We start from the raw sequence: 13667 nt of genomic DNA, 5'->3' as shown, positions 1-13667 counted from the left end.
CCGATCAAAAATCGCCGACAGCGACGCGGATGGCGCCGAGCTCGCTGTCGGTCAGCTTGTTCTTGTGATGCCAATCGGCGTTGGATTCCGCGGCCGGCAGACCCTTGCCCTTGACGGTATGACAGATGACCGCGGTGGGTTTTCCCGGAACGGCCGGGACCTGCTTCAGGACGGCGCGCAGGGCACCGACGTCGTGGCCGTTGAGCTCCTGCACCGCAAAGCCGAAGCTGCGCCATTTGTCCGCGAGTGGCTCCAGCGGCAGGACATAGTCGGTGGGGCCGTAGCTCTGCAGCTTGTTGTAGTCGATCAGCGCGACCAGATTGTCGAGCCCGTGCTTGGCCGCGCCCATGGCAGCCTCCCACACCGAGCCCTCGTTGATCTCGCCGTCGCCGAGCAGAACGAAGGTGCGGTAGCTGCGCTCGCGCATGCGCGCGGCAAGCGCAAGGCCGACACCGATCGACAGGCCGTGTCCAAGTGCGCCGGTCGACGCCTCGACGCCCGGCACCATTCCGTATTCGGGATGTCCGCCCAAAATGCTGTCGGGGCCGCAGAAGCCGTCGAGCTCCGACAGGGGAAAGAAGCCGCGATCGGCCAGCAGCGCATAGAGCGCCAGACACCCGTGCCCCTTGCTGAGGATCGCGCGGTCGCGGCCCGGGTCGCGCGGGTTCTTCGGATCGATCCGCAGCACGTCGTCGTAGAGTACGCGGACCATCTCGATCAGCGACAATGCCGGACCGACATGTCCGCGTCCCGCGGAGCGGACAGAACCGAGCACCAGCCGGCGCAGATAAAGGCTACGCTCGTCCAGCGTGCAGGTGAGGGCGGCTTCAGCGTGGGGCGAGATCTGTGTCACTTCGGTAAATCTGTTGGGCTAATCGTCTGGTGAAGCCGGCGGGCTTTGTCGAGCTGACCGGCGAGGCGGATCGTAACATCGCCACCTTGTGCAGCCATTGCGCGCCGGGAGCGGCTGTCCGGCAAATAGGCGTTCAGGACAATCAGGCACCAGATTCCCTTGAACACAGGATACAGTACGTCACGGCGGATCGCAAACGCGTCATCGCCCGCCTCGAAGGCGCGCGACAGCCGTTCGACCAAGCGATTCGCGCTCGCCTCCGGCAGGGCGCTGCCGGGATGAACGGCGGTGTCGGACACGAGCTTGACCGGATCGTCCCAGCCGAAATATTCGAAGTCGATGAATCGCAAGCACCCGTCTTCGGCGCGCAACGCGTTGTGCAGTCCGAAATCGGACGGACTTAGCGCGCGATGGTTGGGCGCAAGGTCCGCTGCGGGATCCCGGCCCAATTCGGCGTAGCGCCGGCGGAGCTGCCGAATCGCGGCGTCAGTGCTGGGAACCAGGCTGCCTTCGATGAACGCGCGCAGGTCGGGATGATCATCCGAGACCCGCCGCAGTCCGTCCAGGCGCTGCTCGTACTGGCCGATGGCTGCCTCGGGCGAAAAGATGCTGGCTGAGGCGTTGCGCAAATTCTGCGCGCCTTCGGCGGCGCGCAGTTTCTGCAACGCGATCAGGAAATCGGCGAGTTGGTCGGCGTCGTCGCCCTGCGGGCGCAGCACCGCGGCCTCGCCGTCGAACCATTGGTACAGCGCGCAGAACGCATCCGCGTCCTTTGCGACCGGCCGCGGTGTCGACATGATGCCGTGGCGCGACAGAAACGAGAGCGCGGCATATTCCTGTCCCAGGCGATCGCGTCCGTCGGACGGATAATGCTTAAGGGCAAGGGGCGGTCCCTCCGCCATCTCCAGCCGAAACACCCTGTTGTTGCCGCCGGACCGTGCCGGCTGGGCGGTCGCGACCCGCGCACCGGCCAGGCGGCTGCCGATCGCGATCGCATCCGGCGCGGTGATGTCGGTCTCGCTCATGCCGCAAACACCTCGCGGCGGATATCGGCCCATGTCGCGATCGGCTTGCAGTGTTCGGGGTGGGGAGGCTGCGACCGCGTGAACAGAATCGATCGCGTGGCCTTGGGAAAATGCGGTTGCTCGAAGACGTCGACGAGATCGTCGATGAAGACGTCGAGCTCCAGGCTCGCAACTCTCTCGACCTTGGCGGCCAGTGTGTCCTCGAAATAGACGTCGCCGACGGCCAGGGCCGCATCCGCAGCGTCGATCAGGCCGGCTCCCCGCAGCCAGCTGCGCGCGGCGTCACGCAGGTCGGTGCGGTCGGGGTCCTGATGACCTAATCGAGTCTTATGGCTGACGATGGAGACCTTCGAGCCGGCCTGCCTGCACGCCGCCAGGAATTCCCGCACCCCCGAATAGATTTCGGCGCCGCCGATTCCCTTGCCGTAGACGAAGCCTTGCAGTCCTTGCCAGGCGAGTTCGCCGCCCGCGCGGGAGCGGAGATGATCCCGCACGTCGGTCTTCAGCCCCTCCCACCCCTCAGGCACCAACCCACGCTGACGTGCGACGACGGCAAAGACCTTGTCATAGCAGATGATCGTGTTGTCGAAATCGATGCCGATCCGCACGCCGCTCACTTCAGGCTGATGTTCTGCATCATCTTGATGTTGAAGTACCGGGGGTCGTTGAGTGAGTTCGGCAGGCGGCCGCCCTTGAAGGCGTTGACGAGGCCGGACACGGCCTGCTCGATCGTGTGGGTCGGCGCAAAGCCGAGCTCGCGGCGGATCTTCTCCGAAGAGACGTGGTAGGAGCGGAGATCGTCGGTCGGCTCAACGGCGACGTCGACATTGCTACCGACCACCGACTTGACGATGTCGGCGATCTTCATCAGCGAGTGGTTCTCGTAGCCGATATTGTAGGTCTTGCCGTCGATCTTCGCGTCGTCCTGCTGGAGCAGGAACAGATAGGCCGCGGACATGTCCTCGATGTGCAGATTGGGCCGGCGCTGCGTTCCCCCGAACACGCGGATGCGGCCGGTGTTGACCGCGAGATTGGTCAGGATGTTGACGACGACGTCGAGCCGCTGCCGCGGTGCGTAGCCGCAGACGGTGGCGGGACGAACCGTGCAGGCGACGAACCCGGACGCGGCCTCGTCGGCGAGGTCGGTCTCGCACATCGCCTTGAACTTCGAATAGTCCGTGAGCGGCTCGCAGGACAGGTCCTCGGTCACCTCGACCTCGTCCTTGATGCCGTAGACGCTGGACGAGGAGGCGTAGATGAAGCGCTTGATGCCCGCCTTCTTGGCGGCGCGCACCATCGGCCGGAAGCAGTCGTAATTGATGGATTTTCCGAGCCCCGGATCCAGCTCGAACGACGGATCGTTGGAGATGCAGGCGAGGTGGATCACGGCGTTGTTGCCGCGCAGGGCCTCGTTGATCGCGGCTTCATCGCGGATGTCGCCCTTGATCAAGCGCAGATTTGGATTGTTGCGGACGGCATCGAAGACATCGTCGCCATACATGAACAGGTCGAGCACGGTGACCTTGTGGCCCGCGGCGAGCAAGTGGGGAACCAGCACGCTGCCGACATAGCCGGCGCCACCGGTGACCATCACATTCCATTTTTGACCAATCACTGTCGTTCTCCAGTATTTGCCGTTCGCGCTACTTCAACAACGCAGTGACGAACTTGACCAGCGGCACCTTTTCGACCGAGCTGCGGTGGCCGACGATCCCGACCTTGATCGCGCCGGCCGCGTTGCCGATGAAGGCGACGTCCTCGATATTGCCGCCCGCGGCGACCAGCGGCGCGGTGATCGTCAGGAAGGCGTCCCCCGCGCCGACGGTGTCGACGACGGTCTTGGTGAAGGCAGGAACGCGCGCGACGCCGGTTTTCGAAGAGAACGGGTAGCAACCGAAGGAGCCGTGCGTGATAATCATGTTGTCGCAGTCGATCTTGCCGTGCAGGCCGGCCTCGATCACGGATGCGATGTCGCTGAACTTGTCGGTTGCCGCCAGACGCGCCTCCGGCGCGTCGATGCAGATGTAATCAGCACGCGGATATCTCGTGATCAGGTTGTAGCCGTGATTGCCGCTGTTGCTCTGGGCATTGACCGCCAGGAACTTGGAGTTCGCAATCAGGGCGTCGATCGTGCTCGAGGCGATCATGCCGTGACCGAAATCGGTGACGATCACCACGTCGGCGCCGCGCACGCGCTCCGTCGTGATACGGTCGATCTCCTTCCGATCGGCCTCGTCGAGCGGCGTGTCGTCCATGGTGTAAACTTCGAACAGCTTGTGCAGATATCCCAGCTCGACGAACCGCGATTTGCGGGTCGTCGGACGGCCCTGAATGCGAATGGGCGTCAGCGTGACGTTCGGGCGGACATGCGCGCGGATGAACTCTTCAGGGTAGTCGTTGCCGCCCAGCGTCGTGACGATCTCCACCGATTTGCAAAAGCTCGCGACATGGTTCGCCGCGGCAATGACGCCGCCGGCAAATTGCTCGCCGTTCTTGAACAGCGTGGCGACGATGTTTTCCTTCGAGGCCTTTCCGAGCGCCGTGACGTACTGGTATTCGTCGATGATGGTGTCGCCGACCAGCACGACGTGCATGTCCTGCACCTTGTCGATCAGCTTCAGCAGACGGTCGGCGCCGCCGCCTTCACGGACCTTTTGCAGGTAGTCGCGGAGTGGAGGATCGTAGATGTCGAAATACCGGTTCACCAGCGACGAGGAGCTGAAGGTCACGTCGCGCGTGAACACGATGCGTCCGCCGTGACGCTCGACGGCGTCGCGCTCGGTCCGGATCTTGCCGGTCACGTCGTCTTCGGGGTTCTCGTAGTCGGACCCCTTCACATAGATGTCCGGCCGCACCGTGTCGAGAATCGGCTCGGCGCTGGAGGTGTGATTGATGCCGACCCAATCGACGTTCGCGAGCGAGGCCAGCATCTCGGCCCGCATGTTTTCGGGGAAGATCGGCCGCCCCGGCCCCTTGTTGACGTGACGGTCGGCGGTGATCGTCACCATGACGACGTCGCCTTCGTTGTGCGCGGCCTGGATATGCCTGATGTGGCCGAGATGCACGAGGTCGAAGACGCCGTGGCAGAGTGCGACCTTCCGGCCCTGCGCTTGCGCAGATCGCGCGATCTCGCCGAGTTCCTCGATTGTCTTGATCTTTTCGTGCGCCGCCAGTTGGGCGGTTGACGCGGGATTGTCGGTCGGAAGATTGCCCATGTGATAACCCAAAGCGCCGGCCGACCTCAGTCGGCCGGCCCGGAATTGATCGATTCGCGGCAACGATATCCGGCGAACCTGTTCACTGGCTTGCCTTCTGCGGCGTGCCGGACGCGGCGTCGCTGTCGTCACCAAGATACTTGAACCAGTCCTTGGTCGCGTCCGCGATCTTGTCCACCGTCCACAGTGGCGCGTCCTTGTACTGATCCATCGACTTCAGCATCGTCGCGACGCCGTCCTCGAATTTCACCTTCGGCGTCCATTTCAGGATCCGCTTGATCTTGGTGATGTCGGCATGGGTGCACTCGGGCTCGCCGGGACGCTTGGGAATGTGGACCTTGTCGCCGCCGAGAAGTTCGACCAGCCGGTTGACGCTGTAGGTGTTGTCGGAGCCGACGTTGAAAACTTCGTTCGAGACCTCGGAGCGCGCGGCGGTCACGAAGGCGTCGGCGACATCGCTGACGAAGGTGAAGTCGCGGGTCTGCTCGCCATCGCCGACCACCGTGAAGGGCTTGCCGGCGAGTTTCTGCGCCATGAACACGCCGAACACGGCGCCGTAGGTGCCCGTGGTGCGATGGCGCGGCCCGTAGACGTTGAACAGGCGCAGCGCGACCGCGGGCAATTTGTAGACCTGGCACCAGTGCATGACGCACTGCTCGCCGAGATTCTTGGTGAGCGCATAGGGATACATCGGCCGGATCTCGGCGCTCTCCGGCGTCGGATATGCGTCGGGAATTCCGTAGCAGGACGACGACGCGGCATAAACGAAGCGGCTGACGCCCGCCTGCCGTGCAGCCTCGAGAACGTTGACCGTGCCGTCGACATTGGCGCGATGATACGGGATCGGGGACTCGATCGAGGGAACGATGTCGGCCAGCGCGGCGAGATGGAAGACCCAGTCGATGCCGTCGAAATGCGGCTTGATCGATTCGAGTTCGGTGACGTCGGCCCGCACGATCTTCAGTCGACTCGAATCGGCGCGCGAGGCGAGATTTTCGGCGCGTCCGATCACGAAATTATCGAGCGCGATGACCTCGTGCCCGTCGTCGAGGAGACGATCGACGAGGTGACTGCCGATGAAGCCCGCGCCACCGGTAACGATGCATTTCATGGGAACATCCGTGATGCGAATGCCCAGCGAAACAGGCTCGCCAATGTTGAGTGGAGTCGGAAACCGAATCGGCTGCTAGTACACTCTGCAGGTATTATACCTTTGCAATCGCTGGTGATAGCCGGTATCAGGGCGTCATGTCGCCGTCGAGCCGCGAGCCCATGCCTGCCGAGTCCGTCGATCCCGATCACAAGGCTTTCCTCGACGATTATGTGGCGCGCCTCCATCGCGCGACGGAGGTTGACGACGGGGTTTTCGCCAGGATCTCCGCCACCCGCGCGACCTGGTTGCGTGCGCGAGAGCAGGGCGGTCGCATCATCTTCATCGGCAATGGCGGCTCCGCCGGCATCGCTTCGCATCTCGCTATCGATCTGGCGAAGAACGCATCAGTGCCCGCACTCTGCTTCAGCGATGCCAGCATGATGTCGTGCCTTGCCAATGATTACGGTTTCGAGGATTGGCTCGCGCATGCGGTGCGGCTGAGCGCTCGCGCCGGCGATTGCCTCGTCGCGATCAGCTCGTCGGGGCGCTCGAAGAACATCCTCAATGCGGTCGCGCAGGCGCGGACGATGAAGCTCGACGTGATCACGCTGTCGGGCATGAATGCGGACAATCCGCTGCGCAATCTCGGCGACGTCGATTTTTACGTCGATAGCCGCAGCTACAACATCGTCGAGACCACGCACCAGTTCTGGATGATGGCCGCGATCGACCTCGTCATCGGTCGTGCCGAATATCCGGCATCCTGAGGCGGGAATTCGATGCAGTCGCGATTGAAGCAGGCGGCCTATTTTCGGTGAAGCTGCTGCTGTCGATCACCGTGCCGGTGTACATTGGGCGCGCCACCCTTGACTCTCTTGACCAATGCCGTCGATCTGATCTTCACGGGGTGAGATTGCCTCATCCGCTCGCATGTCTCCGTTTTCCGGTCCCACCATGAAAAACCTGTTCTACGTCCGGCATACCTGCCGCCTCTGTCATTCGGACAAGCAGGAGCTGGTCGTCCCGATGGCAGGCATGCCAATCGGCACGCCGAACTTCCAGGTGCCGAACGCCCGCGTCGACGATCCCGTCTTTCGCGCCGCCGTGCCGATGGCGCTGCACCTGTGCGCAGACTGCGGCCATCTCCAGATTCTCCACGTCGGCAATCCGGAGATCCAGTACCGCAACTACGTTTACACCACCTCGCTCTCGCTCGGCCTGCGGGAGCATTTCGCAGGCTATGCCAATGATGTCGTCAGCCGTTTCGCCATCGCGCCGGGCTCGCTGGTCGTCGAGCTCGGCAGCAATGACGGATCGCTGCTCGGCTTCTTTAGGGAGCGCGGCATGCGGGTGCTGGGTGTCGATCCCGCCGTCGACATCGCGCGGCGGGCGACGGAAGCGGGGATCGAGACCATCGGCGATTTCTTCACCGATGCCATCGGTCATCGCATTCTACAAAGCCACGGTGTGGCGAGCGTCGTGATCGCCAACAACATGATCGCCAATGTCGACAATCTTGATCCGCTGGTGATCGGGGTCCGCGACGTGCTGGCGCCGGACGGGCTGTTCGTTTTCGAAACGCAGTACGGCGTCGACGTCACCGAAAAGAACCTTCTCGACACCGTCTATCACGAGCATCTGTCGTATTTTAACATCAAGCCGCTGACGCGCTTCTTCGCGCGGCTCGGCATGGAAGTGATCGACGTCCAGCACATCGAGACCAAGGGCGGCTCCATCCGCGTGACGGTGCAGCGTGCCGGCGGCCCGAAGAAGCCTTCCGCGGAGGTCGCGCGCTTCATCGGCGAGGAAGACCGGCTCGGCGTCGACCAGCCCGCCTACTATGTGCCCTATGCGCAGAGGATCGCCGCCATCCGCGACGAGTTGGTCGCGATGGCCGATGCCGCCCATGCGCGCGGTCAACTCGTGGCCGGCTACGGCGTGTCTGTCGGTACCACGACCCTGCTGCCGCAGTTCGGCCTGGAGACCAAGATCGACTTCCTGGTGGATGACGACCCCAAGAAGGGGAACGTGATGGCCGGCCCGGGCTACGACATCCCGATCCTGTCGCCCGCCGCCTTTTACGAGCGCAAGCCGGCATTCGTCGTCGTTTTCGCCTGGCGCTACGTGGACCCGATCCGGGCCAAGCATGCCCGCTATTTCGCCGATGGCGGAAAGTTCGTTGTGCCGTTGCCGGGCATCTCGACGATCGATCGGGCCGATTGACCGCCCCAGGTCGCTACCAAGTCGCTAGAAGGGGTCCCAGGAGAGGGGGACCCAGGGTGTCGTTCTGCAAAGAACCGGCGGAGGGCATGGGACCGCGCTTTGCAGGCGGCCGATAAGCCCTTGATCGGCATGGTCTCTGCTCGGTCGCCCGCGGAGGCCGGTTTACCCGCTGGCACCCTCTCGATCTTGACCTTTGCTCCCATCCGCAGTAGATACCGCCCACTCGCAGCCGGCCCGTTAGACGCGGATCTCCGGCGCGGCTTTGAAATCCCCGAACAATCGAGCCCGGATTCCGGCTCATCCTTCGAGACAGAGGGCTGGGCCAACGGCGGCTGTTCGGATCCCTGAAATTCATTCGCGTCTGTCGACGGACGTTGGACATCAAACGATGGCAGTCAGCCCGTTCAAGTTCTTGCAGGAAGTGCGCTCGGAGACCGCCAAGGTCACCTGGCCGACCCGCCGTGAGACGACCATCACCACCATCATGGTGTTCGTCATGGTCGCCGTGGCCTCGATCTTCTTCTTCGCCGCCGACCAGGTCATCCGTTACCTCATCACCTTCCTTCTGGGCATCCACTGATGGCAACAGCAACGGCTCAATTGTCTGACAAGCGCTGGTACATCGTCCACGCCTATTCGAACTTCGAGAAGAAGGTCGCCGAATCGATCCGCGAGCAGGCCAAGCAGCGTGGGCTCGAGGAGCTGTTCGAGCTGGTGCTGGTTCCGACCGAGAAGGTCACGGAAGTGCGCCGCGGCCGCAAGATCGACGCCGAGCGCAAGTTCTTTCCGGGCTACGTGCTGGTGAAGATGAAGCTGACCGACGAGGCGTTTCATCTAATCAAGAACACGCCGAAGGTGACCGGCTTCCTCGGCGCGGAAAACAAGCCGATGCCGATCTCGGAAGCCGAGGCCATGCGCATCCTGCACCAGGTGCAGGAGGGCGTGGAACGGCCGAAGGCGTCGGTGTCGTTCGAGATCGGCGAGAACGTGCGCGTGGCCGACGGCCCGTTCGCCTCGTTCTCGGGTGTCGTCGAGGAAATCGACGAGGCGCGCTCGCGCGTGAAGGTCGCGGTGTCGATCTTCGGCCGCGCCACGCCGGTCGAACTGGAATTCGGTCAGGTCGAGAAGGTCTGATCGGGTAGGCGTGAGACTTCGGTCTCACGCAACAAGAGGCCGTGGGAGGGAGAGGGCGGTTGCCAGCCGCATCCGACCCAGACCACGAACCTGAAACCGCCGGTCCAGGCCGGCACAACAGGAGTGATACATGGCAAAGAAAGTGACCGGATACCTGAAGCTTCAGGTCCCGGCCGGTGCGGCGAATCCTTCGCCCCCGATCGGTCCCGCGCTTGGTCAGCGCGGTCTCAACATTATGGAGTTCTGCAAGGCGTTCAACGCCCAGACCCAGAAGGAAGAGAAGAACACCCCTATCCCGGTGGTCATCACCATCTATGCGGACCGTTCCTTCACCTTCGAGATGAAGACGCCGCCGATGTCTTTCTTCCTCAAGCAGGCTGCCAAGATCCAGTCCGGCTCGAAGGCGCCGGGCCGCGACAAGGCCGGCGCGGTGACCAAGGCGCAAGTGCGCGAGATCGCCGAGAAGAAGATGAAGGATCTCAACTGCGATACCATCGAATCGGCCATGAAGATGGTCGAGGGCTCTGCCCGCTCGATGGGTCTGGAAGTGGCAGGGTAAGCGGTCATGGCAATCGGAAAGCGTTTGAACAAAGCCCGCGAAGGTGTTGATCGCGAAAAGCTTTACCCGCTCGCGGACGCCATCAAGATGGTCAAGGAACGCGCGAAAGCGAAGTTCGACGAGACCATCGAGGTCGCGATCAATCTCGGCGTCGATCCGCGTCACGCCGACCAGATGGTCCGCGGCGTCGTGACCCTGCCGAACGGCACCGGCCGTACGCTCCGCGTCGGCGTGTTCGCCCGTGGCGCCAAGGCCGACGAAGCCAAGGCTGCGGGTGCCGACGTCGTCGGCGCCGAAGACCTGGTCGAAAAGGTGCAGAACGGCACGATCGATTTCGATCGTTGTATCGCGACCCCCGACATGATGCCGCTGGTCGGCCGTCTCGGTAAGGTGCTGGGCCCGCGCGGCCTGATGCCGAACCCGAAGATCGGCACCGTGACCATGGACGTCACTGGCGCGGTGAAGGGTGCCAAGGGCGGCTCGGTCGAGTTCCGTGTCGAGAAGGCCGGCATCCTGCAGGCCGGCGTCGGCAAGGCCTCGTTCTCCGAGGAGAAACTGGTCGAGAACATCAAGGCCCTGGCTGACGCTGTCTCTAAGGCCAAGCCGGCTGGTTCCAAGGGCACCTACATCCAGCGCGTTGCGGTGTCCTCGTCGATGGGCCCCGGCGTGAAGGTCGAGCCGGGCACCATTCTCGGCTAGGGTTTGTAAATGCATGAGGCGAGGGGCGGAATCGGGCAACCGATTCCGCCCCTCGTCGTTTGTGACGGTGTTCACTGGAAACAAGAACAATGACTGACAAGGTCCTGATCTACTCGCGCTTTCCCAAAACGATGATGGCGCGCTTCGCCGAGCGGTTCGATCTGCTCGACACCGGCGGCAAGCCCGCGCGCGAGGTGTTTTCGGCCGACGAGCTCGGTGGCATCCGCGCGGTGCTCACCGCGGGCGGCACGCCGCTCGGCGCGGAGGCGATGGACCTGTTTCCAAAGCTCGGCACCATCGTCTGCTACGGCACCGGCTATGACGGCGTCGATCTGAAGGCCGCCGCCGCGCGCAACATTGCGGTCGGCCACAGCCCCGGCGCCAATGCGGCCTCGGTCGCCGATATCGCGATGACCTTGATGCTGGCGACGACGCGACGGATCCTGGTTGCCGACCAATATGTCCGCAGCGGCGATTGGGCTGCCTCAAAGCAGTCGCCGATGATGCGCCCGCAGGCCGGCATGCCCGGCCGCCGCATCGGCGTCTACGGCATGGGCGAGATCGGCCGCAAGATCGCGGCGCGCTGCGCCGCCTTCGAGAGCGAAATCGGCTATTTCAGCCGCAGCAAACACGATCTGCCCTATCAATATTTCCCGACGCTGGAGGCGCTCGCCGACTGGAGCAGCGTGCTGATTATCGCGGTCCGGGCAGGGGCCGAGACCCAGCACGCCGTCAGCGCCGATATCCTCAGGCGCCTCGGGGCGGACGGCTACGTCGTCAACATCTCCCGCGGCTCGGTGATCGACGAGACTGCCCTGGTGACGGCTCTCACCGAGAAGACCATCGCCGGCGCGGGTCTCGACGTCTACGACAAGGAACCGCACGCGCCCGACGCGCTGACGGCGCTGCCCAATGTGGTGTTCGCCCCCCATATCGGCGGCCATACCCTCGAATCGCATGTTGCCATGCAGAGCTGCGTGCTGGCGAACCTGACCGCGTTTTTCGAGGGCGAGCCGCTGCCTTATGGGGTCAAATGAGCCCGAATCGACCCTTGTCGGCCCGGGTCAAGCGCCAGCGGCAACGGATTGGAACTGGTGTGAATTTTGCTCTTGGCAAGCCGGCCCTGAGCGGTTAAAGAACCGCTTCCGGACGTACCGGCCTTGGCTGGCGCGTTCGTGCACGCATTCCGAAAAACCCGATACGACAGGAGATCATTCCTTTTCAGGACGTCCGCAAGGATTTGCCGGAAAAGGAAGGAAAACCCGTCGGATGGTGGAATGCGGGCAGGGGTCGGGCGGTTCGCCGGCTGACCTTGTCCTGTCCAAGACTGCAGGCGCCTGCGGGGAATCTCGATTTCTCAACGGCTTAATCGCATGGCCTGCATAGACGGGTGAAGACCGGATTTCACTTCGTGTCCACCTTAGGGTTGGCTGCGGAATGGGTTTGGTTCGGACCTCGACACGCCGTGGGCTCCAATGGGCTCCCGGAGGGCAGGCTTTGAATTGTCGTCTCGCCCGGCGCGTGTCCGAAGGGTTTTGGCCCGGAGGTTCAGGTTTTGGGTGGGACGATGGGTGCAACCCGGTGGTCCCGTTTCTCGCGATGACCGCCAACCGGAAAGAGCTTGCTGTGGAACGAGCGGCAAAAAAGGAAGCGGTCGAACAGCTCAATGGCATCTTCAAGGCCACGAGCGTCGCGGTCGTTGCCCAATATTCCGGCCTGACCGTTGTCCAGATGCAGAAGCTGCGCATGCAGATGAAGCAGGCTGGCGCCTCGGTGAAGGTCTCGAAGAACCGTCTCGCCAAAATTGCTCTTGAAGGCACTGACGTCGTTGCCATCGGTTCCATGTTGAAGGGACCGACCGTGATCGCCACTTCGGACGATCCGGTAGCGGCGCCAAAGGTCGCCGTCGAATTCGCCAAGGCGAACGAAAAGTTCGTCATCATTGGCGGCTCGATGGGAACGACCGTCCTGAATGTCGACGGCGTGAAGGCACTTGCCTCGCTGCCGTCGCTTGACGAACTGCGCGCCAAGATCGTCGGCCTTCTTGTGGCCCCGGCGACCAAGATCGCTCAGCTCGCCAATGCGCCCGCGGGCAAGCTCGCGCGCGTCATCCAGGCTTATGCCTCAAAGGGCGAAGCGGCCTGACGCCCTTCGCAAAACTCAAACCCGAACCAGATTACATTCAAGGAAACTGAACAATGGCTGACTTGCAGAAGATCGTTGACGACCTCTCGAGCCTCACCGTGCTCGAAGCTGCCGAACTCGCGAAGCTCCTCGAAGAGAAGTGGGGCGTTTCGGCTGCCGCGGCTGTCGCCGTGGCCGGCCCGGCTGGTGGTGGCGCTGCCGCCGCTCCGGCCGAAGAGAAGACCGAGTTCACGGTCGTTCTTGCCGCCGCCGGCGACAAGAAGATCGAGGTCATCAAGGAAGTCCGCGCCATCACCGGCCTGGGCCTGAAGGAAGCAAAGGACCTCGTCGAGGGCGCGCCGAAGCCTGTCAAGGAAGGCGTGAACAAGGACGAAGCCGAGAAGCTCAAGGCCCAGCTCGAGAAGGCTGGCGCGAAGGTCGAGCTCAAGTAAGCAACGCTTACTGATACGAGATCCCGGTGAGCATCAGCGAAACCGGGATCTCGGTCCACTCCCCGAAAGGGTGGGCCAGATGCAAAAGGCGTGCGACGGAACGGCCCGACGCAGGTCGAACACGAAAAAGTGTGGGGATTTGAGGCTTTACCTCTCGAATCTGCACTACTGTCGTCCCATATCGGGTCGACAGCACGAAAGCGCGGTGGGCAGGGATGCCGGGTTTCCCTGTAAGCCGTTGGGAGAGCAAGCTATTTCGGGCTTTTGCAGTCCGTGAAGAGAATGGTTGT

At 63.0% G+C, this 13667-nt stretch carries 15 protein-coding genes; 9 read left to right on the top strand and 6 right to left on the bottom strand.

Going from position 1 to position 13667, the window contains the following annotated elements:
- Positions 1-4: 4 nt before the first annotated feature.
- The 6 genes from ACVWYI_RS25320 to ACVWYI_RS25295 all read right to left on the bottom strand — a co-directional run bounded on the left by ACVWYI_RS25320 (position 5) and on the right by ACVWYI_RS25295 (position 6204).
- On the bottom strand, positions 5-853 hold the full coding sequence (locus ACVWYI_RS25320; protein WP_456663485.1) for a transketolase: 849 nt from the start codon (positions 851-853) through the stop codon (positions 5-7).
- On the bottom strand, positions 850-1878 hold the full coding sequence (locus ACVWYI_RS25315) for an aminoglycoside phosphotransferase family protein (RefSeq protein ID WP_456663484.1): 1029 nt from the start codon (positions 1876-1878) through the stop codon (positions 850-852). The genes ACVWYI_RS25320 and ACVWYI_RS25315 overlap by 4 nt, the downstream gene beginning before the upstream one ends.
- A complete protein-coding gene (locus ACVWYI_RS25310) occupies positions 1875-2486 on the bottom strand; it encodes a hypothetical protein (RefSeq protein WP_456663483.1) in 612 nt (203 codons plus the stop codon). The genes ACVWYI_RS25315 and ACVWYI_RS25310 overlap by 4 nt, the downstream gene beginning before the upstream one ends.
- A gap of 5 nt (positions 2487-2491) precedes the next feature.
- Positions 2492-3493, bottom strand: a complete 1002-nt coding sequence (locus ACVWYI_RS25305) for an NAD-dependent epimerase/dehydratase family protein (protein WP_456663482.1) — start codon at positions 3491-3493, stop codon at positions 2492-2494.
- Between the two features lie 28 nt (positions 3494-3521).
- Positions 3522-5093: a PfkB family carbohydrate kinase gene (locus ACVWYI_RS25300; RefSeq protein WP_247445981.1), complete on the bottom strand. Its 1572-nt coding sequence runs from the start codon at positions 5091-5093 to the stop codon at positions 3522-3524.
- Between the two features lie 82 nt (positions 5094-5175).
- Entirely contained in the window at positions 5176-6204 is a 1029-nt protein-coding gene (locus ACVWYI_RS25295) for an SDR family oxidoreductase (protein WP_456663481.1), read from the bottom strand.
- A gap of 137 nt (positions 6205-6341) precedes the next feature.
- Here ACVWYI_RS25295 and ACVWYI_RS25290 point away from each other — a divergent pair, with 137 nt between their 5' ends.
- From ACVWYI_RS25290 to rplL, 9 genes are all read left to right on the top strand, one after another.
- Positions 6342-6953 carry an SIS domain-containing protein gene (locus ACVWYI_RS25290; protein ID WP_456663480.1) on the top strand — a complete coding sequence of 204 codons (612 nt, stop codon included), beginning with the start codon at positions 6342-6344 and terminating at the stop codon, positions 6951-6953.
- A gap of 187 nt (positions 6954-7140) precedes the next feature.
- A complete protein-coding gene (locus ACVWYI_RS25285; protein WP_456663479.1) occupies positions 7141-8409 on the top strand; it encodes a methyltransferase domain-containing protein in 1269 nt (422 codons plus the stop codon).
- 388 nt (positions 8410-8797) lie between these two features.
- Entirely contained in the window at positions 8798-8989 is a 192-nt protein-coding gene (gene secE, locus ACVWYI_RS25280) for a preprotein translocase subunit SecE (RefSeq protein ID WP_045008229.1), read from the top strand.
- Positions 8989-9543 (top strand): transcription termination/antitermination protein NusG, encoded by a 555-nt coding sequence (gene nusG, locus ACVWYI_RS25275; protein ID WP_007602985.1) that lies wholly within the window; start codon positions 8989-8991, stop codon positions 9541-9543. The genes secE and nusG overlap by 1 nt, the downstream gene beginning before the upstream one ends.
- A gap of 130 nt (positions 9544-9673) precedes the next feature.
- Positions 9674-10102: a 50S ribosomal protein L11 gene (rplK, locus tag ACVWYI_RS25270; RefSeq protein ID WP_045008228.1), complete on the top strand. Its 429-nt coding sequence runs from the start codon at positions 9674-9676 to the stop codon at positions 10100-10102.
- A gap of 6 nt (positions 10103-10108) precedes the next feature.
- Positions 10109-10801 (top strand): 50S ribosomal protein L1, encoded by a 693-nt coding sequence (rplA, locus tag ACVWYI_RS25265; protein ID WP_092034881.1) that lies wholly within the window; start codon positions 10109-10111, stop codon positions 10799-10801.
- 89 nt (positions 10802-10890) lie between these two features.
- Positions 10891-11838 (top strand): 2-hydroxyacid dehydrogenase, encoded by a 948-nt coding sequence (locus tag ACVWYI_RS25260; RefSeq protein WP_456663478.1) that lies wholly within the window; start codon positions 10891-10893, stop codon positions 11836-11838.
- A gap of 589 nt (positions 11839-12427) precedes the next feature.
- Entirely contained in the window at positions 12428-12946 is a 519-nt protein-coding gene (rplJ, locus tag ACVWYI_RS25255) for a 50S ribosomal protein L10 (protein WP_354050965.1), read from the top strand.
- Between the two features lie 53 nt (positions 12947-12999).
- Positions 13000-13377: a 50S ribosomal protein L7/L12 gene (gene rplL / locus ACVWYI_RS25250; RefSeq protein WP_007602994.1), complete on the top strand. Its 378-nt coding sequence runs from the start codon at positions 13000-13002 to the stop codon at positions 13375-13377.
- Positions 13378-13667 lie beyond the last annotated feature (290 nt).

It is taken from the genome of Bradyrhizobium sp. LB13.1, assembly GCF_054056815.1.
This window is presented reverse-complemented; position numbering and strand designations above follow the sequence as displayed.